Below are 22905 nucleotides of genomic sequence, written 5' to 3'. Positions count from 1 at the left end.
CTAGTCGGCGAAGATTTCTCGGTTGACGGTGTGCAGGTACGGGATGGCAAGAAAGGGGGTGATGTAGAAGATGTCGTAGAGCCACCAGCCCACGACCGGGAACACCACGCCGGCGTAGCGCACGTCGGCGAACATGGTCATGTTGAACACGTAGGCCGACCAGATGACCACGCCCATCCAGCAGGTGACGACCATCCACTGATGGCCCCACCGCCTCATCTGCAGGAAGCCGATGGCAGCGGCCACGCGCATGGAGAACACCGTGAAGATCAGGCCCGCCACGTAGGCCTTTTCGCCCGGGCCCGCGGCGCCCCCGATCCACAGCTCGTTGTAGTGCCAGAAATAGCCGGCATCGAACATGTTGCCCCAACCGACCATCAGCACCCTGTTGATCAGCGTGTGGTTGGCGACCAGGTCGAGCGCCCAGCCAAGACTGTTGAGCATCCCGTCGATCAGGGTCAGATAGCCGATCAGCGTCACGATCATGGGCCGGACCGACAGGCCGGCGCGCAGGGCCTGGCGCTGCAGCCAAACCCCCCGCATGAAGATGGGAAATCCGATCAGGCCCGGCGCCCACATGCCCATCAACGCGGCGCCGACGATCATCCACTTGTCGGCCCGGCGCTGGGCCCGGCGGGACTCGTCGTGGTGATCCTCGAGGCCGACTGAGCTCGCCGCTTGCGCGGCAACAGGATTCACAGATCCCACCACCCCCGGGCGAAGGACATGTAGAGCTGGATGCCGAACATCACCAGAAGGTAGCCGTAGATGGCGATCTGGAACACGATGAGCGCCCTCTTGCGCTTCTGCTCCTGTCGGTCCATGCCGGTTGCTCCTTTCCGCGAAGGCTAGTTGCGCGCTGTGGCCAGGCTGGCCGCCGCGACCTCACGCAGGCCGTCGGTGATGGCGCCGTCGGTGCTCAGCGGCGCGAGTACGCAGGCATCCGCGGCCTCCAGTTCGGATGCGCCGGCGGCGATCAACTGTGCGGCGTTGACCAGGACGCGGGTGGAGGGCGGCTCGAAGTGGAACGCCTCGTCCGCGGTGCGAATGGCGTTCGCGCACTGCACCAACCGGACGGCCGCTGCCGTGTCGACACCCGTCTCGGCGACGATCACCTCGGCCTCGCGCTCGGCGGGCAGATAGTTCATCGGCAGCGTGACGAAGCGTTGCCGGAACGAGGGCTTGAGCTCCTTCAGCGAGCTCCGGTAGGCGGGGTTGTAAGAGCACACCAGCATGAATGTCTGCGGTGCGACGACTGTTTCGTTGGCCCGGTCCAAGTACAGGGCCCGGCGGTGATCGGTCAGCGAATGCAGGATCGCCAAGGAGTCGTGACGGGCCTCCACGACTTCGTCCAGGTAACAGATCGCCCCGGATTTCACGGCCCTGGTGAGCGGCCCGTCGGTCCACACGACGTCACCACCGGTCACCATGAACCGGCCGACGAGGTCGGCGCTGGTGAGGTCGTCGTGGCAGCTGATGGTGACGACCGGGCGCCGCAACAGCGCGCCCATGTGCTCGACGAACCGCGTCTTGCCACACCCGGTCGGGCCGGTGAGCATCACCGGCATGCGCCGCCGGAAGGCACGTTCGAACAGCTGGACTTCGTTGCCGGTGGCGAGATAGGTGTCCCCGACGCGCGCGGTCATGCGGCGACCAGCTCGCGATGGACGTGGGCCAGCACCCGAGGGAGCTCCTCCACGCGCCGGATCCGTTGGGAGCGCCGGGGTCCGAACACCTCGGGAAGGGGATCGACCCGCGTCGGCCCGACGCCTACGTAGTACATCGACACCCCGGCGTCGCTGGCCTCCTCGACGGCGTGCGCGGCGTCGGCCCAGGCGTACCGGCCTTCGTAACCCTCGTCGGAGATCAACCCGTCACCGATGATGATCAGCAGCCGCCGCTGCGCCGGCTGCGCCAGCAGTCGCCCGGTCAAATGACGCAGGGGCGCACCGAGTCTGGTGTATCCGCGGGTGGACAGGCCCAGCCCGCTCGGCGGCACGAACCGGCGCTCCCGGAAGTCCTTCAGACATCGCACTTCGACTCGATGACGAGTATTGCCGGTGAAGACGAAGACGCCGTGGCGCTCGCGCGCCAGGGTCATCGCACGCGAGAGCGCGTCGGCGCAGGCCAATTCGAGCCGGAAGATCCGGCCGCCGTGCACCCCCAACGACGAACTGCCGTCGAGCAACAGCGCCGTGGTGACGTCGCGGCTGCTGGGCAACAGGTCGCGAAACACCTTCGGCTCCTTGGCTTCGCCCGTCACCAGGTCGAGGTAGTGGCTGACATATTGGTCGACGTCGAGGTCGGAGCCGTCTTCGAGGCGGTTTGTCATCGCACGATGAGTGTGTTCCTCGAACCACTTGCGCACGTCGACGGCCACCGGCACCGGACGGCGGATGTGCCTGCGATCGGCGTGCTCGATGAGCTCCACAACGGCGACGTGGTCGGGCATGAAACGCCGGGTCCACATGTTCCATTCGGGATAGGGAATTCCGGGCCGGTGTTCTGGCGTGACGTCGAGGTCGTTGTCTTGCGGGCGGCTCGGTGGCGGCAGATTCGGATTGCGCACGCCCCCCTCACCGCCGACCGGGACCGAGTAGGGCCGCGGAAGACGCTTCTGCGTTGTGGTCCATGGCATCCGGCCGAAGCTGCGGCGCAGCTTGTCGGCCAGCCCCTGCGGCGCCGTGTGGGCCGGCGGCAGGGCGCCCAGCAGGGGATGAACCGCCAACTCCCGGTCCGTCGCTGCCAGTGTGATTGCGCGGTTGAGCATCTCGGCGGCGGTCATGTCGGCGGACTGGACCTCGGCGTCCGGGAGTAGCCGCCAAATCTCGGGCAGCAGCCCTGGCCACCGCGACGCTATCCAGCCCAGGGCGACGCCGGATTCGACCAGGGTGAGCGCACGCAGTTCCCGGGCGGACAACTCGTTGAGTCGATATTGGGTGATCCGCTCTTTCGACGGTGAACATTGCAGGGCCACGCCGCAGGTCAGCGTCCTGCGGTTCCAGTCGGGGAGCGTGGGGTAGGGGACGTGAACGAACGTCAGTGCTGCGTTCATGCCGAAGCGGCGGCGTTCGCCGGTGACGAGTCGCGCTCCCTCGCGGCGCGCCGCGCTGAGTGCGAGCGCCGTCACGGAGCAACTCCTTTCCAGCGCCATCGCGTGGGCATCGGAGCGCTCAGCCATCGGCCGAATCCCGCGCGCGAATGGTCTTGCTCCTCAGAACGTGCCGATGTTGGAGAAGAGCCAGTACCAGAACCAGATGATCAGACCGGTGCCCCCCCAGGCGGCGACATAGCGGAGAATCTCCCATACATAGCCCACGATTCGCCCTCCTTGGTGATGTGGTCGGACACTGCGTGAAGTCAGTGATCATGCTCATCGCGCCCCGTTCAGTCGGAGAACAGTTCGCGGTTGACGGTGTGCAGGTAGGGGATCGCGAGGAAGGGGGTGATGTAGAAGATGTCGTACAGCCACCACCCGACGACCGGAAGCACGACGCCGGCGAAGCGTACGTCGGCGAACATGGTCATGTTGAACACGTAGGTAATCCAGATGACCACGCCCATCCAGCAGGTGACGACCATCCACTGATGGCCCCAGCGTTTCATCTGCAGGAAGCCGACGGCGGCGGCGATGCGCATGGTGAAGACGGTCAGGATCAGGCCGACTTCCAAGCCCTTCTCACCGGGGCCCGCCGCGCCGCCGACCCACAGCTCGTTGTAGTGCCAGAAATAGCCGGCGTCGAACATGTTGCCCCAGCCGTTGAGCAGGACCCGGGCCAGCAGGGTGTGGTTCGCCACCAGGTCGAGTGCCCAGCCGACGGTGTTGATCGCGGCGTCGATGATGACGAGATAACCGAGCAGAGTGACCAACATCGGCCGTACCGAGAGTCCGTCACGCTGGGCTCGGCGCAGCAGGTGCACACCCCGCAGAAACAGCGGTAATCCGAAGACGCCCAGGGCCGCGGTGCCGATCAGGAGGCTGCCCGAGATGAGCCATTTGTCGGCCTGACGCTGCGCGAGCTGCGACCGCTCCATGTGCTCGTCGATCGTCAGCGCCGGTGCGACTGCGGTGTTCGACTCTGAGGATGCGCCGGCGCGGGTGGCGCGCTGGTGCAGCTTCGGCGGACTCACGATCTCTTCCCGTCTGCTGATCCGATCGATCCGTGCACTATAACAGGCTGACTACAGTCAGCAGAAGGTATCCTGAGAGATCCTTAGCGGCCGTATGGCTCGCCGTGGTCTGTGCCGATTCACAAGTCATTACGGTATCCAAGGGCAGGGGCAGCGCACGATGCCGCCACCCGAGCCGGAATCACATCCTGGTCCGGCTGACGAAAGTCAGCTGATTGTCGTTGACACGCGGATCGGGGCGCGCCTACGCTCAGCGAGCGCTCAGCCGTCCGGCCATGCAAAGGAGTAGCAATGACGCTCAAATCGCCGGCCGAGAAGAAGTATCGCGTCATCCAGTGGGGCATAGGCAATGTCGGGACGGTGGCGCTTCGTCACTTCGCGCACAACCCCGCCTTCGAAGTGGTCGGGGTGCTGTGTAACCGCCCGGAGAAGGTGGGCAAGGACGCGGGCGAACTCGCCGGGACCGCGCCGATCGGGGTCCTCGCCACCACCGATAAGGCGGAGATCGAAGCGCTCGACGCCGATTGCGTGTTCTACGCGCCGCTGTGGTCTGATCCTGACGAAGTCTGTCGCCTCCTACGCGGGGGCAAGAACGTCGTCGCCTCGGGCGGTGCGTGGTGGTACCGAACCGAGCACAGCCAGGCTGACATCGACAAGATCGACGCGGCATGCCACGAGGGTGGGACGTCGTTTCATGCCGGTGGCGTCAACCCCGGTTTCGCCGGAGACCTGCTCGTCCTGACGCTGGCCCGGATCGTCAGCCGGATCGACGCCATCCACATCTACGAGGTGGTGAATTTCGGCAAGGACACATTGAAGTACCTGCACGAGATGGGGATGGGAAACACTCCCGAAGAGTTCAGGGCCGGACCGAATCTACTCGGCAACGCCTGGCCCTTGTTCGCCCAATCGATGGCCATGGTGGTCGACGGCCTCGGGAAGACTGTGGACAGATACACCACTGACGTCGAGTTGGGGACGGCGATCCGCGACATCCCCTACGAGGGAGGACCGTCCAGCGATATGCCGGGCTTCAAAGGCACGATCAAAAAAGGCAGCGTCGCCTCGCAGCACCACAAGTGGACGACGTGGGTCGACAACAAGCCCCTGATCACCTTCCACGAGATGTACACCATGGACGAATACGATGCGATTGAGCCACAGCCGGATTGGGGAGGGCACTACCATTACCGCATCGTGATCGAGGGCGACGAACCCACCGAACTGATCCTGCAGGCGCCGGCGGATCCACAGGGCAATTACCCCAAGCCCGGCTATACCTGGACCGCGATGGGCCCCGCGAACACGGTTCCGGCCGTCTGCGACGCCGCGCCGGGGTTCCTGACCCACAAGGAGCTCGGGCTGGTGCCGCTGCGCGGCGTGGTGCGCTCGTAGCTCACGGTGTTGCAGCGTCAGGGTTGCAGGCTACGCAGCGTCCTCGCCACATAGTCCTCGAGCAGAGTGTGACCTGTCGGCCAGTGGTTGGTGGTGATCAACAGGGCGTAGAGGCCCAGCAGGAAAAACACCGCACTGTTCATCGGATTGACGTTCGAATCCGTATGGCCGCGTTTCTGGGCGAGCCCGATTTCCTCGGCGACCAGCACGATCAATGGATGATCCCTGCCGTCTTCGGTCTGCGGACGAGTCTGGGAAAAGTGCAGCGCAAGAAAGTCATTGAAGAGCAGATCGCCGAGCCGGCGCTCCAGCCCGACCACCAGGCGGACGGCCTCATTGAGTGCCGAAACGAGATCGTGCTCGGACTTGAGGAACTGCGCGAACTGCTTGGCGATGCGGTCCTCTTCGCGGCGCTCCAGCTCCAGCAGCACATGCTCCTTGGTGGGGAAGTGGAAGAAGAAGGTGCCGTGGGCGACTCCTGCGGCGGCCACGATGGCGCTGACGTCGGCCTCCGCCATCCCGGCGCGGGCAAACTCCGCGACGGCGGCGCCCATCAGGCGCTCCCTCGTCTGCAGGCGCTTGGCTTCTCGCGCAGACACCCGGTCCGTCACAGCCATTTCTTTCCTCACAGTTGACCTGAATCATGCAAGCATGTCGAGGGTAACCAGATCATTATGCCGTGTTGGGGGCAGAAAGGCTTGCACAACTGCACCATTGTTGGATGGCGCCCATCGCCATAAATCCCGACCCGGTACATTCGTTGACTTTAGTCAGCAAACGCCAATAGATTGAACGACGCACCCACCCCCGCGTGACCGAAGGAGCCCGGCATGGCACTGGAGCAGTTCCGGCTGGATGGCCAGGTCGCGATCGTCACGGGGGCCGGAAAGGGTGTGGGGGCGGGTATCGCCCGGGTGCTGGCGGAGGCGGGTGCCACCGTTGTCGGGACCGCCCGCACCGAGGCGGATATCGTCGGCACGATTGAGGGTATCGAGGCCACAGGCGGCACTGGGTTGGCCCTCGTCGCGGACGCGATGAGCCGTCCGGACGGAGAGCGCGTCGTGAACGCCGCGATCGATCGCTTCGGGCGAATCGATATTCTCGTCAACAACGTCGGCGGTTCCACCTATGCGCGGTTTCTGGACATCACCGACGAGGATTTTCGCCACACCTTCGACTGGTGTGTGACCTCTGCCTTCATCATGAGTCAGCTGGCGGCCCCCCACATGCTGAGCGCCGGACACGGTTCCATCATCAATATCTCCTCGGGTTCGGCGCGGTTCGGCATCCGCGCGCTCACCGCCTACTGCGTGGCGAAGGGCGGACTTGAAGCGCTGACTCGCGCCATGGCGCAGGAGCTCGCCCCAAAGATTCGCGTCAACGCCATCGCCCTGGGATCGTTCGCCACCGACGGCCTGAAGGGCAGCCTGGACCTGATGCCCGGGTCGCTGGAGAAGATGCAAGAGGCCACGCCGTTGCATCGGCTGGGCGATGTCGAGGATCTCGGCCGGCTCGCGGTGTACCTGTCCACCCGCGATTGTTACGCGACGAACGCGACCTTCCACGTCGACGGCGGCATCGACTCCAACAATTCGCCGCTGCCGATTCCCGACTACTGACCTGCGGTCCGAACGCGACATGCTGGGTCAGCACCCACCGCTGGAAGAACGAGGGTAACCGTGCGCAGAGTCATTCAATTCTCCACCGGAAACGTGGGCCGGCATTCGTTGCGGGCGATCATCGGCCGGCCGGACCTCGAACTGGTCGGTGTACATGCCTCCAGTGCTGAGAAGGTCGGCCGGGATGCCGGGGAGCTCTGTGGGCTGGACCATGCGACCGGCATTACCGCCACCGACGACGTCGACGCCCTGGTAGCCCTCGGCGCGGATTGCGTGGTGTATACGTCTCAAGGCGAGACGCGGCCGATGGAGGCCATCGATCAAATGGCCAAGTTCCTTGCGGCGGGCACTAACGTCGTTGGCACGTCGATGGTCTGGTTGGTCACCCCGCGTCATGCCGAAGACTGGCTGCGGGTGCCGTTAGAGCAGGCCTGTGCCACGGGCAACACTTCGCTCTACATCAACGGTATCGACCCGGGTTTTTCTGGCGATACGTTGGTGCATTCTGCTGTAAGCCTGACCACCCGGGTCTCTTCGATCACCGTGCAAGAGATCTTCGACTATGGAAACTTCGATGATGCCGAGTTCACCGGTGCCGCAATGGGTTTCGGAATGACCGAAGACCAAGACCCGCCCATGCTCTTTCTGCCCGGCGTGATCGTATCGATGTGGGGCGGTCAAGTGCGCAGTCTGGCCGACAATCTCGACATCAAACTCGACGATGTCCGCCAGCGCAGCGAACGCTGGTTCACACCGGAGCGCATCGACTGCACCATGATGACGGTGGAGCCGGGACAAATGGCCGCGGTGCGGTTTGCCACCGAGGGCGTCCGCGACGGCGAACCCGTCATCACCCTTGAACACGTGACCAGGCTTACCTCCGCGGCAGCGCCCGACTGGGAGTTCCCGCCCGACGGCCATACCGGCGTACACCGCGTCGTCGTGGAGGGCGAGCCGCGGGTGGAAATCAACACGCACGTTTCACATCCGGTTCTCGATTCCACTGACGCTGGCTGTATCTCGACAGCGGGACGAGCAGTCAATGCGATCGACTGGGTATGCGAGGCGCCCCAAGGACTGATCGCCGTGGAAGACATTCCCCAGTCCGCAACAATGCGTGGCCTGATGTGGTGACGGCATCACCGGCGGGGCGCGTTGCCGGCAAGCGCGTGCTGATCACCGGTGCTGCCCGCGGCATGGGCCGAAGTCACGCGCTGCGGCTTGCCGAAGAGGGGGCCGACCTGATCCTGGTCGACATCTGTCAATCCCTAACGCAGATCGACTATCCCCTGGCCACCGACGATGACCTCACCGAGACCGTACGGCTGGTGACGGAATTCGGCCGACGCTGTGTGAGCCGTATCGTCGATGTCCGCGACGAGACCGAGCTGCGTTCCGCGGTCGATGACGGCGTAAGCGAGCTGGGGGGGCTGGACGCAGCGGTGGCTAATGCCGGCGTGTTGACGTCGGCGCCATGGGACAGAACAACTCTCGAACAATGGCGCACGGTGGTGGACGTGAATCTCATCGGAGCATGGAACACGTGCGCGGCCGCAATCCCGCACCTGCTCGAGCAGGGCGGCGGCAGTCTCGTCACCATCAGCTCTGCCGGCGCCATCAAAGGCTTCCCGCTACAGCTGCCCTACACCGCCACAAAGTATGGTGTCGTGGGTCTGACGTTGGGGTTGGCCAACGAGCTGGCGGCCCAGAACGTGCGTGTCAATTCCGTGCTTCCCACGGGTTGCCCTACGGGCATGATCCCGCCGTCGTTCGGCGTTGCCCTGGGCGAGGAGCGACCCGACCTGATTCCCATCTTCGTCAACGCGATGCCGACGCCGGCCGTGGAGCCGGTCGATGTCAGCAACGCAGTGCTGTTCCTCATTTCCGACGAGTCCAGATGGGTGACGGGACTGCAGTTCAAGGTCGACGCTGGGGTGAGCATCAACTGACGCGCTACAGCGGCCAGCTGTTCGGGTCGACCTCGTAGCGCAGCGCTGCCGCCGGTGGCAACGGCACCCGCTCGTTGACCGCTATCGCGTCAACCATCAGAGCGACATAGCGCCGCCAGCCGTCGCTGCCCGCATCCATCGTGGACAGCACGCCGAAGAGCATCGCGACCAGGCGAGGTAGGTCGTCGGCGACGAGGTCGGAGCGGACTCGGCCGGCGTGCTGGCCTTCGCGCATAAGCTCGCCGAGCGCCTCGTTGAGCGAGACCGAGATATCGGACGACAGTGAACCGGCGCGGCGTGCGGCAGTCAGCAGGTGGTGTTCGCGTGCCCCCAGCGATATCGCCGCTTCGATCAGGTCGGTGAGACCGCGGAGTGGATCTGTGGCGCGGCGGGCGGTGTCGATCGCCGGGGTGAGGTCCTCGGCGATGCTTTGATCCAGCGCCGCCCGGACCAGGTCGGCTTTCGTCGGAAACCGGCGGTAGAGCGTTCGTTCGCCGACTCTTGCGGCACGGGCGACGGCCTCGACGGGCGCATCCGGCCCGAGCTCTGCGTAGACCTCGCGCGCGGCGCGCAGAATGCGCTCGGCGTTGCGCGCCGCATCCGCGCGCAACGGCCGGTCTTCCACCGCGGTCATCCCCCCAGCCTAACTGACAGTTGACTGTCAACAAGCGATCACACTAGGCTCTACAACTGGCAGACATCTGACACTTAGCGGGAAAGTGGTCCATGTCAATCACTTCCAAATCGACCGAGGCTTCGCAAAGCGGCTTCGAGGGCAGTCTTCCGGTGCTGCCCGTCCCGCGGCCCGCGCAGTGCCCGCTCGCGCCGCCGCCAGAGTTCGTGGAATGGCGGGAACGGCCCGGGCTGCGAAAGGCGATGTTCGGGGGCAATGAGGTCTGGGTGGTCAGCCGTTACCGAGATATCCGGGCGGCGCTAATCGACCCGCGCCTGTCCGCGAAGACGATTCCGGACTCGATCATGCCCAAGGACGATGACAACAAGGTGCCGGTGATGTTCGCGCGGACCGATGACCCCGAGCACCATCGCTTGCGGCGCATGATGACCAGCCACTTCACCTTCCGGCGTTGCGAGTCGATGCGGCCGCAGATCCAGGACATGGTCGACCACTATCTCGGCCGGATGATCGACCGCGGGGCACCGGCCGATCTGGTGCGCGAGTTCGCCTTGCCGGTGCCGTCGATGGTGATCGCGCTGTTGCTGGGTGTGCCGCCCGAAGACCTGGAACTCTTCCAGCACAACACCACGACCGGGCTCGACCAGAAATCCACGGACGCGCAAAAGGCCGAGGCGTTCGGGGCGATGTACGCCTACATCCAAGAACTGGTGGAGCGCAAGGAGCGTGAACCCGGCGACGACTTGATCAGCCAACTGGTCACCGAATACGTGGCGACCGGCCGGCTCGACCGTGCCACCACGGCCATGAACGCGGTGATCATGATGCAGGCCGGCCACGAAACCACGGCGAACATGATCTCGTTGGGAACCGTTGTGTTGCTGGAACATCCTGGTGTATTCGAGCGGCTCGGGCGGACCGACGATCTGGCCTTTGTGGCCAATGTCGTCGAAGAGCTCATGCGCTATCTCAGCATCGTTCACAGCCAGGTCGACCGTGTGGCGACCGAGGACCTCTTCCTCGGCGGCCAGCTGGTCCGCGCCGGTGAGTTCGTCGTCATGAATCTGCCCGCCGGGAATTGGGACGCCGAATTCGTCGATGTCCCCGAAAGCTTCGACTGCGGCCGAAACACACGGGGCCACTTGGGGTTCGGCTACGGGGTGCACCAATGTATCGGGCAGAACCTGGCGCGCGTCGAGATGCAGGTCGCATTCGCGACGCTGGCGCGTCGCCTGCCCGCCCTCACACTGGCTGTCCCGTCGGAGGAGCTGAGGTTCAAAGACGCCAACATTTACGGCATGAAAGAGCTCCCGGTGAGCTGGTGACCGGGTCCGACGAGCTGCGCTTCGACGGCCAGGTGGCGGTGGTCACCGGCGCGGGAGGCGGTTTGGGCAAGCGGTACGCGCTGCTGCTCGCCACGCGCGGCGCGCGGATCGTGGTCAACGACATCGGCGGCTCGGTGACGGGTTCCGGCGCTGGCGGCGGCCCCGCCGAAGCCACCGCCGAGGAGATTCGCCGCGACGGTGGCGAGGCGATCGCCGACAGCCACAGCGTGGCGAGTCCCGAGGGGGGACAGGCGATCATCGATTCCGCCCTGGATGCGTGGGGACGGGTCGACATCGTGATCAACAACGCGGGCATCGTCGGGGACGCGGCCTTCGAGGACATGACGGCCGACCGGCTCGAACCCGTCGTCGACGTGCATCTCAAAGGCGCCTTCTACGTGACCCGTCCCGCGTGGAAGGTCATGCGAGAGCAACGGTACGGCCGGGTACTCAACACCTGCTCGGCCGCGGGAATCCTTGGCGCCGAACGCATGAGCAACTACGGGGCGGCCAAGACCGGGTCTGATCGGCTTGACCCGCGTGCTCGCCGCCGAAGGAGCTCCGCGCGGCATCAAGGTGAACGCGATAGCGCCGATCGCCTACACGCGGATGCTGACACACTCGATCGGGCAGGCGGGTGCACCCGACGATGCCGCGGCGCAGGCGGTGCTGAACGAACTTGTGGGGCAACACCTGCGGAGGTTGAACCCGGCGCAGGTCGCACCTGTCGCGGCCTTCCTGACGCACCGGGATTGCCCGGTATCCGGGGAGATCTACACGGTGGGCGGGGGACATGTCGCGCGATTCTTCATCGGCAGGACAAGGGGTTTCCGCGCACCAGCCCTGTCGGTCGAGGACGTGCGCGACCATCTCGACGAGATCCGCGACGAAGCCGGCTACACCGTGCCCGGGGGGCCGGCCGACGAGATGAGTGAGCTGTTCTCGACCCTCACGAACAGCTGAACGCTGCGCCCACGCCGTCGGGTGGCGGAGCGGGCCGCAGGCAGCCGAACGCTTCGATGCCGCCGGGGCTCAACCGCGCGGCCGACTGATGGGCGTAGTTCACGCAGAACATGCCGTCTTGGTCGGCGCGGCAACGATAATCGCCGAAGAACAGCGAATCCCCACTCGCCAGGTCCGGTCCGTTGCCGTTGACGAAGGGCCCCGGATCGGCACGCGACGCCCCGACGTCAAGGCTCACGCCGTCGAAGTCCACCCAGCCGCCCTTCCACTCGCCGTAGGACGTCGCTGGCGGCGGCGGCGGATTGGTCAGCTTCACCAGGCACACCACCGCGCCGCCCGTGTGCTTGGCATCCGTCATGCAAGAAACTTTGCCGGCCGCAGCCGAGACGGCAAAGTCATTGCCCAGCGGCGTGGTGATCCCGTCGCGGGTCGCGCTGTGAAACGCGCCCGGATCCGCGGGACGACCCGCCTCGATCCAGGCGATGACGTCGGAGATCGACGCACCTGCGGCCGGCGCGGCGGACGGCGGCGGCTTGCCGGTCGGGGGGACCGCGGAACTCCCGGTGGACGTCGCAGGGGTGGTCTGGGTTTGCCCCGAGCGCTCGGTGGCGGCATGCGAGCACCCCGCGACCAGTAACGACGCAGTGACCACAGCGGCAATCCGCATCCCGACAGGCTAACCGCCGCACCCCGAATTGGGCCGCTGCACGCGCACTACGGCATCAGTGTCGGTTACCGTCGGGATATGCATCAGCGCACTGTCCGCGCACGCACAACGATCGGCACGGTCGAAGGCTTCACCCGCGACGGCGTCAACCGCTGGCGATCCATCCCGTACGCGAGGCCGCCGGTAGGGCCGCTGCGATTCCGGGCGCCGCAACCGGCGCTGCCCTGGTCGGGTGTGCGCCACTGCCACGGATTCGCCAATTGCGCGCCCCAGCAGCGCCGTTACACGATGCTCGGGGTCGGCCGTTATCAGCCCATGAGTGAGGACTGCCTCACGCTCAACGTGGTCAGCCCGCAGGGCGCCGGGGGCGAGTCGCTGCCGGTGATGGTGTTCATCCACGGCGGAGGGTACTTCCTGGGCAGCTCGGCCACGCCGCTCTACGACGGCGCCGCCCTGGCACGGCGCGGCTGTGTCTATGTGTCGGTGAACTACCGGCTGGGCGCGCTGGGATGCCTCGACCTGTCGTCGTTGTCCACCGAGGCCATGCCGATCGACAGCAACCTGTACCTGCGCGACCTGGTTCTCGCGCTGCAGTGGGTCCGCGACAACATCTCGGGCTTCGGCGGCGACCCCGACAACGTCACCATCTTCGGCGAGAGCGCGGGTGCGTGCATCACCGCGACGCTGCCGGCGGTGCCCGGGGCCGAAGGGCTATTCGCTCGGGCGATCTCCGAAAGCCCGGCGTCGGGCCTGGTCCGGTCGAAGGAGGTGGCGGCCGCGTTCGCCGCGCGGTTCGCCGAACTGCTCGGGGCGCGGGGCCGCGATGCCGCCGACACCTTGATGCGGGTGCCCGCCACCCAACTCGTGGAAGCCCAGCACCGCCTCATCGACCAGGGCATGCAGGACAGGTTGGGCGCCTTCCCGATTGGGCCCTCGGTAGGCGATGACATCCTGCCCGTCGACCCCATCGAGGCGATGCAGCGTGGGATGGCGCACCGGGTGCCGCTGATCGTCGGCACCAACGCCGAGGAGGGCCGGCTTTTCACCCGCTTCCTGGCGATGCTGCCGACCAACAAGTCGATGGTCGAGGAGCTGCTGGCCGACGCTGAACCGGCGGCCCGCGAACGCATCACCGCCGCCTATCCCGATTATCCCGGGCGGGCGGCATGCATACAGCTCGGCGGAGACTTCGCGTTCAGCTCAGCGGCCTGGCAGATCGCCGAGGCCCACGGCGCCCACGCGCCGACCTACCTGTACCGCTACGACTACGCGCCGCGGACGCTGCGCTGGTCGGGTCTGGGCGCGACGCATGCCACCGAACTGCTCGCGGTGTTCGACTTCTACCGCACCAGGTTGGGCTCGCTGCTCACCGCCGCCGCCGACCAGCGTGCGGCGCTGCGAGTCAGCGACCAGGTGCAACGGCGCTGGCGGTCTTTCAGCCGTCACGGAGTGCCGGGTGACGACTGGCCCGCCTACACCACCGCCGATCGCGCCGTCATGGTGTTCGACCGCAAGAGCCGCGTCGAGTTCGATCCGCACCCGCACCGCCGAATGGCCTGGGACGGCTTCTCACTCGCGCGTTGACCTGGCACGCTGCTGACATGCACGCCGACACCGAGCAAGTCATCGAACAACCCGGCGACCTCACGACGTCGTGGCTGACCGCGGCGATCGGTGCCGGCACCGTCGCCGACTTCGCCGTCGAGCGCATCGGCACCGGGCAGATGAGCGAGTGTTACCGAATCCGGCTCCGCTATGCCGACGACGGCGCCGAAGCTGTTCAACGCCCGGAGTCGGTCGTGCTGAAGGTCGCGGCCACCGATCCGGTGAGCCGGCAGACCGGGTTGGCGCTGGGCCTTTACGAACGCGAAGTCCGCTTCTACGGCGACATCGCGCCGGGGCTGGGCGGCCCGGTCGCGCCCTGCTACCACGCCGCGGTCGACACCGCGACGGGGGTGTTCGACCTGCTGCTGGGCGACGCCGGAACCGCGGTGGTCGGTGACGAGATCGCCGGCGCGACCGTCGAACAGGCCCGGCTCGGTGTCGTCGAGCTCGCGCGGTTACAAGGTCCGCTGCTCGGCGACGTCGCGCTGGCCGAAGCTCCGTGGCTGAACCGCGAATCGCCGCTGGGCGCGGCGATCATCGCACCGCTGTACGCGGGTTTCGTGGAGCGCTACGGCGACCAGATCGCCCCCGCACACCGCGTCGTGTGCGAACGACTTGTGGCCGCGTTCGACGCCTACCTAGCGGCCGAGTCGCGGCCGGACCGCATCCACGGCCTCATTCATGGCGACTACCGGCTGGACAACATGTTGTTCGGCACCGCCGGAGCCGACCGACCGCTCACGGTGGTCGACTGGCAGACGGTTTCGTGGGGACCGGCACTGACCGACCTCGCGTACTTCGTCGGCTGCGCGCTGCCCACAGCGGACCGGCGGGAGCATTACGATGCGCTGCTGCGCGCCTATCACGGGGCCCTGGGGCCTTCGGCGCCCATCACACTCGCCGACGTCGCCGACGGTGTCCGGCGGCAGAGTTTCTTCGGGGTGATGATGGCGATCGTCTCCTCGATGCTCGTCGAACGGACTGAACGCGGCGACCGGATGTTCATGACGATGCTGCAGCGCCACTGCGACCACGTCCTCGACACCGATGCGCTGGCGACGCTGCCCGCAACCGATCCAGCCGTGGTCCCGGCGGCGTTGCGACCGTCGGAAGAGGACGAACTCGCCCACACGCCCACCGCCGAACCGCTGTGGAGCGAGAGCTGGTATGCCGACTTCGCCGACGCCGCACAGGGTTTCGGTGGCTGGTTTCGGCTCGGCCTGGTCGCGAATCAACGCCGGGCGTGGGTCCACGCACTGTTGTGCGGGCCTGGCCTGCCGACCGTGGCGGTCGTCGATTGCGACGTGGCGCTGCCCGCCGACCCGTGGACGTTGCGCACCGACGCCTTCGAGCTCGATCATTCGGTCAGCGCGCCACTGCGGGCCTACCGCGTTGCGGTCCGCGGGCGAGGTGAGGCGTTCCCGGACCCGTCGGCGTTACTGCGCGGCGAGTCGGGTACCCCCGTCGAGGTGACGATGGATCTGGTGTGGACCACCGCCGGCACGCCCTACAAGTACGGGCTGACCACGCGTTACGAGATTCCGTGCACTGTGTCCGGGAACGTCACGGTCGACGCCACGGAATACCGCGTCGACTCGGTTCCCGGCCAACGCGACCACTCCTGGGGTGTCCGCGACTGGTGGAGCATGGACTGGATCTGGAGCGCGCTGCATCTGCACGACGGCACCCACCTGCACGGAGTCAACATCCGCATCCCCGGCGCCCCGACGTTCAGCATCGGCTACGCGCAGCGCGACGGCGAGGTCACCGACCTTCAGTCGGTCGCGTCACGGGAGTCGTTCGGCGACAACGGTTTACCGACGGAGGCCACGCTCGTGTTGAACCCGGGCGACCTCACCGCCGACGTCGAGGTGCGCGGCCAGGCGCCGGTGCGTCTCACCGCCGCAGACGGGCGGGTGAGCCAGTTCCCGCGCGTGTGGGGCACCGTCCGGACCGCCGACGGCCGCACCGGCGTGGGCTGGCTGGAATGGAACCGCAACCTCGCCGCGCCGACAGGGTGAGCAGACCGTCACCGGTCGTGGTGATGGGCGTGTCCGGATCGGGTAAGTCCACGGTCGGAGCGGCGCTCGCGCGACGGCTGCACGTGCCGTTCGCGGATGCCGACGCGATGCACCCGCCCGCCAACATCGCCAAGATGACGCGCGGGCAACCGCTCACCGACGACGACCGAAGACCGTGGCTGGACACCGTCGGCCGGTGGCTGAGCGACCACCCCGGCGGCGTCGTGAGTTGCTCGGCACTCAAACGCAGCTACCGGGACCGACTCCGGGCCCACTGTCCCGACGTGACGTTCCTGCACCTGGCCGGGCCCCAAGACGTCATCGCGAGCCGGCTGGCCGCCCGGCGCGGCCACTTCATGCCCGCGACGCTGCTGCAGTCGCAGTTCGACGCACTCGAACCGTTGGGCGCCGACGAGCGGGGTACCACCGTCGACGTGGGACGCGACGTCGACGCGATCGTCAATGCCTACCTGGCCGACGCCGCGTCACGCGGGTGAGCCCGCGGGTCAGATCCACCCGCGCTTGCGGCCCTCTTTGACCTGTTCACCAACCCGCTCGCGCGCGACGTCGGCCAGCTTCTCGCTGCGCTTGCGCGCCTTTTTGGCCAGCTTCTCACTGCGCTTGCGGGCCTTCTTGGCCAGGGGAGCGGCCCGGTCGGCGGCCTCGTCGGCGAGCATTTCGCCGCGCTTGCGGGCCTTCTCCGCCAGCGGCGCGGCCCGGTCGGCGGCTTCGCTGGCCCATTCCTCGCCGCGCTTGCGCGCCTTCTTGGCCAGCGGCTTACTTCTCTCGGCGGCGGTGCTGGCCAGTTCGCGGCCGCGCTCGAGGGCCGCCTCGGCGTAGGGCGCGCCCCGCTCGGCGGCGGTGCCGGCCAACTCGCGACCGCGTTCGAGCGCGGCTTCGGCGTAGGGGGCGCCGCGCTCCGCGGCCGTGCTCGCCAGTTCCCGACCCCGCTCGGCGCCGATCTGCAGGCCGTGCACGATCTTCTCGCCCAACTCCCCTAAGTCGGCGTCGAAGCCCGAGTCGTCGGATCCCGGCAGCGCCGAGGAGACTCTCTGAGAGAGCCGCTCGGCGGCGCGGCGGCCGCGCCAGCCGAGCGAGGGCTTACCCGCGGTGTCCGCGGATGCGATAAGCAAACCGCCCACGAGGCTGAGGTCGGTGAGGAATTGCTGCCGTTTCTGGGCCTTGAGCTGCGGATCGGGCTCGCTCCAGAAGGAGTGCGCGCCGAGGTTCGCGGGCAGCACCGTCAGCGCGAGGGCAAACGAGGCGACCCGGGGCATCTTCCCCGTCGCCAGCAGCAGGCCGCCGCCGATCTGAACGGCAGCGTTGATCTGGGCGACCGTCTCCGGGTCGTTGGGGATGCTGCTGCCCACCGGGTCGGGCAGCGCCTGCAGGCTGCCGACCGTGGGCGCCGCGGCTTGAGCCGCGGACTTCGGGTTGAGCAGCGAGTTGACACCCTGGCCGATGAACGCCACGGATAGCAGTGGCCGTGCGATTCTGCGGATCACCATGGCCCGTGTATTACCCGGCTGGTGGTCGAGCAAACCGCGCGGCAGGCAACAACGGCGCACGACTGCGGCGCCCGGCGCGGAGCTAGGGTGGACCCGTGCGAGCGTTGATCATCGTCGACGTGCAAAACGACTTCTGCACGGGAGGCTCGCTCCCGGTGATCGGCGGCGCCGCCCTCGCCCCGGCGCTCAACGAGTACCTGTCCGGCGCGCCGCGCTACCAGCACATCGTGGCGACCCAGGACTATCACGTCGACCCGGGTGATCATTTCTCCGAACGGCCGGACTACTCGTCCACGTGGCCCCCGCACTGCATCGCAGGGACCGCCGGCGCCGAAATCCGGCCCGACCTCGACACGCGCCGGATCGAGGCCGTCTTCCGCAAGGGTGCCAGGGGCGCGGCATACAGCGGCTTCGAGGGCGTCGACGCGCACGGAACGCCCCTGGCCGAGTGGCTGCGGCAGCGCGGGGTCGACGAGGTCGACGTCGTCGGCATCGCCACCGAACATTGCGTCCGCCGCACGGCCGAGGACGCGGTGGCGGCCGGCTTCTCCACCCGGGTGCTGGTGGACCTGACGGCAGGCGTCGGCGCGGATTCGGCGGCGGCGGCGTTGGCCGAGATGCAGACCGCCGGCGTCGAACTGGTCGGGACCCGCTGACGGTGGCGCGGTCGAAGCGCGAAGAACTGCTGGCCGCCGTCGAACGCTCGCCCCAGGCCGCGGAGGCGCACGACCGCGCGGGCTGGGTGGGACTGTTCACCGCCGACGGCCGCATCGAGGACCCGGTCGGATCGCGGCCGCACACGGGACACGAGCAGATCGGCCGCTTCTACGACACGTTCATCGGCCCGCGCGACATCACGTTCCACCGCGACCTGGACGTCGTCTTCGACGATGTCGTCCTGCGCGACCTCGAACTACAGGTCGCGATGGGGGCGCAGGTCACCATGTACATCCCCGCCTTTCTTCGCTACGACCTTCGAGAAGCTCACGGCCAGTGGCGCATCGGCGAACTGCGCGCCTACTGGGAGTTGCCGGCGATGATGCTGCAGTTCCTGCGCACCGGGCCCCGCGCGGCGTCGCCGGCCCTCCGTTTGTCGCGCGCCCTGCTCCGCAACCAGGGCCTGCAAGGGACCGCGGGTTTCGTCGCCGGCTTTCAGCGGGTGGGTGCACGGCACAAGCAACTGGTGCGCACGTTTTTGGACGCGGCATCGCACGGCGACAAGTCCGGCGCCGTGCGGGCCCTGTCGGCAACGGCCGCAATGACTCTGGGCGACGACGACCCGCTGGAGCTCGCCGAGCTGGTCGAACGACTCGACGGGGCGAGCCCCACCAAGGTCACCAGTGCGGGGCGCACGGTGGCGGTCTCGGTCAACTCGGGTCACGGCCGTGGCATCGTGTTCGCCGATGCGGCACGCCGCGGCGATGTCATCGATCGCGTCCGCTATTTCCCCGCCGAGTACAGCTAGCGGTCGCTCATCGCGCGGCCGTCAGTGCCAGCGACGCCGCCGACAGACACAGGTAGGCCCCGGGAAACGCGATGTTGTAGAAGACGCGCGCCCGCAGGTGCGTCACCACCGCGCCGATGAAGAACAAGACCAGGCCGAGGGCGGCCGCGGCGCCCAGGACGCGCAACCCCAACAGACCGGCGACCAGACCGGCGGCCCCCGCCATTTTCGCCGCGCCCAACGCGGGCAGCCACGAACGCGGCACCCCGACCTCGGCCGAGTTGGCCAGCACGAAGCCCGCTGGAATGAAGTCGGCAACGGCGATCGCCGCGGTGAGCGAGGCCGTTGCCAGCGTGATGACCAACCATGCGGCATGCATCCGGTCAATCCTTTGGCGTGCAGGTGTTTCGGCCGCGGCGAGCCGAATGGCCGCAGGACACTGCGCGGCGCACAATCGGTAAGGTCATGGTGCTGGGCTCCTTGGCAACGGTGGATGTGTTCGCCTACTTGACGGCACTCCCGGGAAAAAGGTGACCGATGAGCGACCACGAGCACCACAGCACCGTCGGGTTCACCCGGCGCCGGCTGCTGCGCGGCGCCGGCGTGCTGGCCGCGGCGTCAATGACGCCGTGGGCCGCGGGCTGCGCCTCCGATGACGACGCCTTGACGTTTTTCTTTGCAGCCAACCCGGACGAGGCCGAGGCCCGCATGCGTGTCGTCGACGAGTTCCGGCGCCGCCATCCCGACATCAAGATCCGCCCGGTGCTCTCCGGGCCGGGCGTCATGCAGCAGCTGTCGACCTTCTGCGCCGGCGGCAAGTGCCCCGATGTGTTGATGGCTTGGGACTTGACCTACGCCGAGCTCGCGAACCGGGGAGTATTGCTCGACCTCAACACGATGCTTTCGCGCGATCTTGATTTCGCGAAGCAATTGAAAGCCGACAGCATCGCCTCCCTCTACGACACCTTCGCATTCAACGACGGGCAGTACGCGCTGCCCGAGCAATGGTCGGGAAACTATCTCTTCTACAACAAACAACTCTTCGCCGCGGCCGGTGTGCCACCGCCCCCCGCCGCCTGGGACCGACCGTGGGGCTTCTCGGAGTTCCTGGACACCGCCACCGCCCTGACCAAGCGGGACGGATCAGGGCGCGCGACCCAGTGGGGTTTCGTCAACACCTGGTTCTCGTACTATTCGGCCGGCCTGTTCGGGATGAACAACGGTGTGCCGTGGTCCACCCCGCGACGAAACCCGGCGCACTTCAACTTCGACGACGGTGCGTTCATCGAGGCCGTGCAGTTCTACGCCGACCTCGCCAACAAGCACAAGGTTGCCCCCGACGCATCCGACGTGCAGTCGATGTCCACCCCGGATCTGTTCGCGGCGGGCAACGCGGCCATCGCGATGGGCGGGCACTGGCGTTACCAGACGTTCATCCGCGCCGAGGACCTCGAGTTCGACGTCGCCCCCCTGCCGGTGGGGCCGCGCCGGCAAGGTAGGGCCGCCTGCTCGAACATCGGCTCCACCGGGCTGGCCATCGCGGCGAGCAGCCCGCGCAGGGAGCAGGCTTGGGAGTTCGTCAAGTTCGCCACCGGACCCGTCGGGCAGGCCCTGGTCGCCGAATCCAGCCTCTTCGTCCCGGTGCTGCGGTCCGCGCTCGACTCGCCGGGCTTCGCCAGAGCCCACCGCCGCGTCGGCAATCTGGGTGTCCTCACCCAAGGCCCGGCCTACTCGCAAGGGCTGCCGATCACCCCGGCATGGGAGAAAGTGGTCGCCCTGATGGACCGCAACTTCGGGCCGGTTCTGCGGGGGTCCCGCCCGGCGACGGCGCTGGCCGATCTGACGCGCCCCATCGAGGAAGTGCTGCGCAACCCATGATCGGCAGCCGCGGCGCGACGGCCGCCGCCAACACCCCCGCCGCGGCGCGGCGCCGCGCGCAGGCGGGTCGCTTGTTCGTCGCGCCGAATCTGCTGGCGGTCGCGGTGTTCATGGTCTTCCCGCTCGGCTTCTCGCTGTACATGAGCTTTCAGCAGTGGGACGTGTTCAGGCCGCCGAAGTTCGTGGGCCTGCGGAACTTCGGCGAGTTGTTCACCTCCGATCCGCTGTTCGCCATCGCGATCCGCAACACCGCGATCTTCACCCTGGGCACCGTGGTGCCCACCGTCCTGGTCAGCCTCGTCGTCGCCGCCTTGCTGAACCGGAAAGTCAAGGGAATTGCCATCTTCCGGACCATCGTCTTTCTGCCGCTGGCCATCTCGTCGGTGGTGATGGCGGTCGTGTGGCAGTTCGTCTTCAACACCGATAACGGGTTGCTCAACATCATGCTCGGCTGGATCGGGGTCGGCCCGGTCCCGTGGCTCGTCGAACCCCATTGGGCCATGGCCTCACTGTGCATGGTCAGCGTGTGGCGCAGCGTGCCGTTCGCCACCGTCATCCTGCTGGCGGCGATGCAGGGCGTGCCGCAGACCGTCTACGAGGCGGCCAGGATCGACGGCGCCGGCGAGATAAGGCAATTCGCGTTCATCACGGTGCCGCTGATCCGGGGCGCAATCTCGTTTGTGGTGGTGATCTCGGTGATCCACGCCTTCCAGGCCTTCGACATGGTCTACGTGCTCAACGGCCCCAACGGCGGACCCGAGAGTGGCACGTATGTGCTCGGCATCATGCTGTTCCAGCATGCGTTCTCGTTCCTGGAATTCGGCTACGCTTCGGCGCTGGCGTGGGTGATGTTCGCCGTTTTGTTGGTCCTGACCGTGCTGCAGTTGCGGCTCACCCGGCGACGGTCGTGGGAGGCGTCTCGTGGTCTCGCGTGAAGTCACGTTCAAGCGCGGCGTACTTCGCGCCGTGCTCGTCTACACGGCGCTGGCCGGTGTCGCGTGGTGCTGGCTGTTCCCGATCGCGTGGGCGGTATCCGGGTCGCTGAAGCGGGAGGGCGAGATCAGCCGGCCGACGCTCTTCCCGACCCATCCCCGGTGGTCGAACTACACCGAGGTGTTCGCCCTGATGCCGTTCTGGCGGGAGTTCTTCAACACCGTCCTGTACGCCGGGTGCGTCACGGCCGGACAGGTTTTCTTCTGTTCGCTGGCCGGATACGCGTTCGCGCGCCTGCACTTCCGTGGCCGCGACACGCTGTTCGTGCTGTACCTGGGCACGCTGATGGTGCCGCTGACCGTGACCGTCATCCCGCAGTTCATCCTGATGCGCCTGGCCGGCTGGGTCGACACCCCGTGGGCGATGATCGTGCCGGGCCTGTTCGGCAGCGCGTTCGGCACCTATCTCATGCGGCAGTTCTTCCAGACGCTGCCGACCGATCTCGAGGAAGCGGCAATTCTGGACGGTTGCTCGCCATGGCAGATCTACTGGCGGATCCTGTTGCCGCACGCCCGGCCGGCGGTGATGGTGCTCGCGGTGCTCACCTGGGTCAACGTCTGGAACGATTTCCTGTGGCCGCTGCTGATGATTCAGCGCGACAGCCTGGCCACGCTGACCCTCGGCCTGGTCCGCCTGCGGGGAGAGTACGTCGCCCGCTGGCCGATCATCATGGCGACCTCGATGCTGATCATGCTGCCGTTGGTGATCATCTACGCGATCGCCCAGCGGTCCTTCGTCCGCGGCATCGCCGTTACCGGCTTGAGCGGGTAGCC

General features: G+C 67.0%; 23 protein-coding genes and 1 pseudogene. 14 read left to right on the top strand and 10 right to left on the bottom strand.

All coding sequences use genetic code 11. The annotated features are described in order from the left end of the window. The 5 genes from G6N48_RS05450 to G6N48_RS05435 all read right to left on the bottom strand — a co-directional run bounded on the left by G6N48_RS05450 (position 1) and on the right by G6N48_RS05435 (position 4035). Entirely contained in the window at positions 1-699 is a 699-nt protein-coding gene (locus G6N48_RS05450) for a hypothetical protein (protein WP_085268735.1), read from the bottom strand. After that, entirely contained in the window at positions 696-824 is a 129-nt protein-coding gene (locus G6N48_RS28600) for a hypothetical protein (protein WP_264049177.1), read from the bottom strand. The genes G6N48_RS05450 and G6N48_RS28600 overlap by 4 nt, the downstream gene beginning before the upstream one ends. 24 nt (positions 825-848) lie before the next feature. After that, on the bottom strand, positions 849-1646 hold the full coding sequence (locus tag G6N48_RS05445) for a CbbQ/NirQ/NorQ/GpvN family protein (RefSeq protein WP_085268736.1): 798 nt from the start codon (positions 1644-1646) through the stop codon (positions 849-851). Further along, a complete protein-coding gene (locus G6N48_RS05440; protein WP_085268737.1) occupies positions 1643-3181 on the bottom strand; it encodes a nitric oxide reductase activation protein NorD in 1539 nt (512 codons plus the stop codon). Before G6N48_RS05440 ends, G6N48_RS05445 begins: the two co-directional genes overlap by 4 nt. Before the next feature lie 206 nt (positions 3182-3387). Next, positions 3388-4035: a hypothetical protein gene (locus G6N48_RS05435; RefSeq protein ID WP_139825735.1), complete on the bottom strand. Its 648-nt coding sequence runs from the start codon at positions 4033-4035 to the stop codon at positions 3388-3390. A 387-nt stretch (positions 4036-4422) separates the two neighbouring features. Between G6N48_RS05435 and G6N48_RS05430 the strand changes: the two genes are divergently transcribed. Next, positions 4423-5526, top strand: coding sequence for an NAD(P)H-dependent amine dehydrogenase family protein (locus tag G6N48_RS05430; protein WP_085268738.1), 1104 nt, complete (start codon positions 4423-4425; stop codon positions 5524-5526). Between the two features lie 17 nt (positions 5527-5543). On the opposite strand, the gene G6N48_RS05425 is transcribed toward G6N48_RS05430, so the two are convergent. Further along, a complete protein-coding gene (locus G6N48_RS05425) occupies positions 5544-6143 on the bottom strand; it encodes a TetR/AcrR family transcriptional regulator (RefSeq protein WP_085268739.1) in 600 nt (199 codons plus the stop codon). Positions 6144-6356: 213 nt separating this feature from the next. On the opposite strand from G6N48_RS05425, the gene G6N48_RS05420 reads away from it, so the two are divergent. The 3 genes from G6N48_RS05420 to G6N48_RS05410 are packed head-to-tail and all read left to right on the top strand — an operon-like array spanning position 6357 to position 9094. Further along, positions 6357-7145 (top strand): SDR family NAD(P)-dependent oxidoreductase, encoded by a 789-nt coding sequence (locus G6N48_RS05420; protein WP_085268740.1) that lies wholly within the window; start codon positions 6357-6359, stop codon positions 7143-7145. Positions 7146-7205: 60 nt separating this feature from the next. Then, on the top strand, positions 7206-8279 hold the full coding sequence (locus G6N48_RS05415) for an NAD(P)H-dependent amine dehydrogenase family protein (RefSeq protein WP_085268741.1): 1074 nt from the start codon (positions 7206-7208) through the stop codon (positions 8277-8279). Then, positions 8276-9094, top strand: a complete 819-nt coding sequence (locus G6N48_RS05410) for a mycofactocin-coupled SDR family oxidoreductase (RefSeq protein WP_264049181.1) — start codon at positions 8276-8278, stop codon at positions 9092-9094. Before G6N48_RS05415 ends, G6N48_RS05410 begins: the two co-directional genes overlap by 4 nt. Positions 9095-9098: 4 nt before the next feature. Here the strand turns inward: G6N48_RS05410 and G6N48_RS05405 are convergent, their stop codons facing one another. Then, positions 9099-9728 (bottom strand): TetR/AcrR family transcriptional regulator, encoded by a 630-nt coding sequence (locus G6N48_RS05405; protein ID WP_085268743.1) that lies wholly within the window; start codon positions 9726-9728, stop codon positions 9099-9101. Positions 9729-9820: 92 nt separating this feature from the next. Here G6N48_RS05405 and G6N48_RS28075 point away from each other — a divergent pair, with 92 nt between their 5' ends. Then, on the top strand, positions 9821-11053 hold the full coding sequence (locus tag G6N48_RS28075; RefSeq protein WP_085268744.1) for a cytochrome P450: 1233 nt from the start codon (positions 9821-9823) through the stop codon (positions 11051-11053). Further along, positions 11047-12016, top strand: a pseudogene (locus G6N48_RS05395) (SDR family NAD(P)-dependent oxidoreductase). The gene G6N48_RS28075 and the pseudogene G6N48_RS05395 overlap by 7 nt, the downstream one beginning before the upstream one ends. Here the strand turns inward: G6N48_RS05395 and G6N48_RS05390 are convergent. Beyond that, complete coding sequence (locus G6N48_RS05390; RefSeq protein WP_085268745.1) at positions 12003-12683, bottom strand: hypothetical protein; 681 nt, start codon at positions 12681-12683, stop codon at positions 12003-12005. The pseudogene G6N48_RS05395 and the gene G6N48_RS05390 sit on opposite strands and share 14 nt — an antisense overlap. A 78-nt stretch (positions 12684-12761) precedes the next feature. On the opposite strand from G6N48_RS05390, the gene G6N48_RS05385 reads away from it, so the two are divergent. The 3 genes from G6N48_RS05385 to G6N48_RS05375 are packed head-to-tail and all read left to right on the top strand — an operon-like array spanning position 12762 to position 16806. Beyond that, positions 12762-14267, top strand: a complete 1506-nt coding sequence (locus G6N48_RS05385; protein WP_085268746.1) for a carboxylesterase/lipase family protein — start codon at positions 12762-12764, stop codon at positions 14265-14267. Between the two features lie 17 nt (positions 14268-14284). After that, the gene (locus G6N48_RS05380; protein ID WP_085268747.1) at positions 14285-16309 is read left to right on the top strand and encodes a DUF7064 domain-containing protein; all 2025 of its coding nucleotides are present in this window, start codon (positions 14285-14287) and stop codon (positions 16307-16309) included. After that, on the top strand, positions 16306-16806 hold the full coding sequence (locus G6N48_RS05375) for a gluconokinase (RefSeq protein ID WP_085268828.1): 501 nt from the start codon (positions 16306-16308) through the stop codon (positions 16804-16806). Before G6N48_RS05380 ends, G6N48_RS05375 begins: the two co-directional genes overlap by 4 nt. Positions 16807-16815: 9 nt before the next feature. On the opposite strand, the gene G6N48_RS05370 is transcribed toward G6N48_RS05375, so the two are convergent. Beyond that, positions 16816-17817, bottom strand: a complete 1002-nt coding sequence (locus G6N48_RS05370) for a DoxX family protein (protein WP_085268748.1) — start codon at positions 17815-17817, stop codon at positions 16816-16818. A 95-nt stretch (positions 17818-17912) separates the two neighbouring features. Between G6N48_RS05370 and pncA the strand changes: the two genes are divergently transcribed. Next, entirely contained in the window at positions 17913-18473 is a 561-nt protein-coding gene (gene pncA / locus G6N48_RS05365; RefSeq protein ID WP_085268749.1) for a pyrazinamidase PncA, read from the top strand. Between the two features lie 2 nt (positions 18474-18475). Next, positions 18476-19282, top strand: a complete 807-nt coding sequence (locus G6N48_RS05360; RefSeq protein ID WP_085268750.1) for a ketosteroid isomerase family protein — start codon at positions 18476-18478, stop codon at positions 19280-19282. A 7-nt stretch (positions 19283-19289) separates the two neighbouring features. On the opposite strand, the gene G6N48_RS05355 is transcribed toward G6N48_RS05360, so the two are convergent. Next, positions 19290-19640, bottom strand: a complete 351-nt coding sequence (locus G6N48_RS05355) for a DoxX family protein (RefSeq protein ID WP_085268751.1) — start codon at positions 19638-19640, stop codon at positions 19290-19292. Positions 19641-19798: 158 nt separating this feature from the next. On the opposite strand from G6N48_RS05355, the gene G6N48_RS05350 reads away from it, so the two are divergent. The 3 genes from G6N48_RS05350 to G6N48_RS05340 are packed head-to-tail and all read left to right on the top strand — an operon-like array spanning position 19799 to position 22903. Then, the gene (locus G6N48_RS05350) at positions 19799-21139 is read left to right on the top strand and encodes an ABC transporter substrate-binding protein (RefSeq protein WP_085268752.1); all 1341 of its coding nucleotides are present in this window, start codon (positions 19799-19801) and stop codon (positions 21137-21139) included. Next, complete coding sequence (locus tag G6N48_RS05345) at positions 21136-22074, top strand: carbohydrate ABC transporter permease (RefSeq protein ID WP_085268753.1); 939 nt, start codon at positions 21136-21138, stop codon at positions 22072-22074. Before G6N48_RS05350 ends, G6N48_RS05345 begins: the two co-directional genes overlap by 4 nt. Continuing rightward, a complete protein-coding gene (locus tag G6N48_RS05340; protein WP_085268754.1) occupies positions 22061-22903 on the top strand; it encodes a carbohydrate ABC transporter permease in 843 nt (280 codons plus the stop codon). Before G6N48_RS05345 ends, G6N48_RS05340 begins: the two co-directional genes overlap by 14 nt. Positions 22904-22905 lie beyond the last annotated feature (2 nt).

This window comes from Mycobacterium parmense (genome assembly GCF_010730575.1).
GTDB lineage: Bacteria > Actinomycetota > Actinomycetes > Mycobacteriales > Mycobacteriaceae > Mycobacterium > Mycobacterium parmense.
The sequence above is the reverse complement of the archived record's forward strand: the minus strand, read 5'-3'. Positions and strand labels throughout refer to the sequence as shown.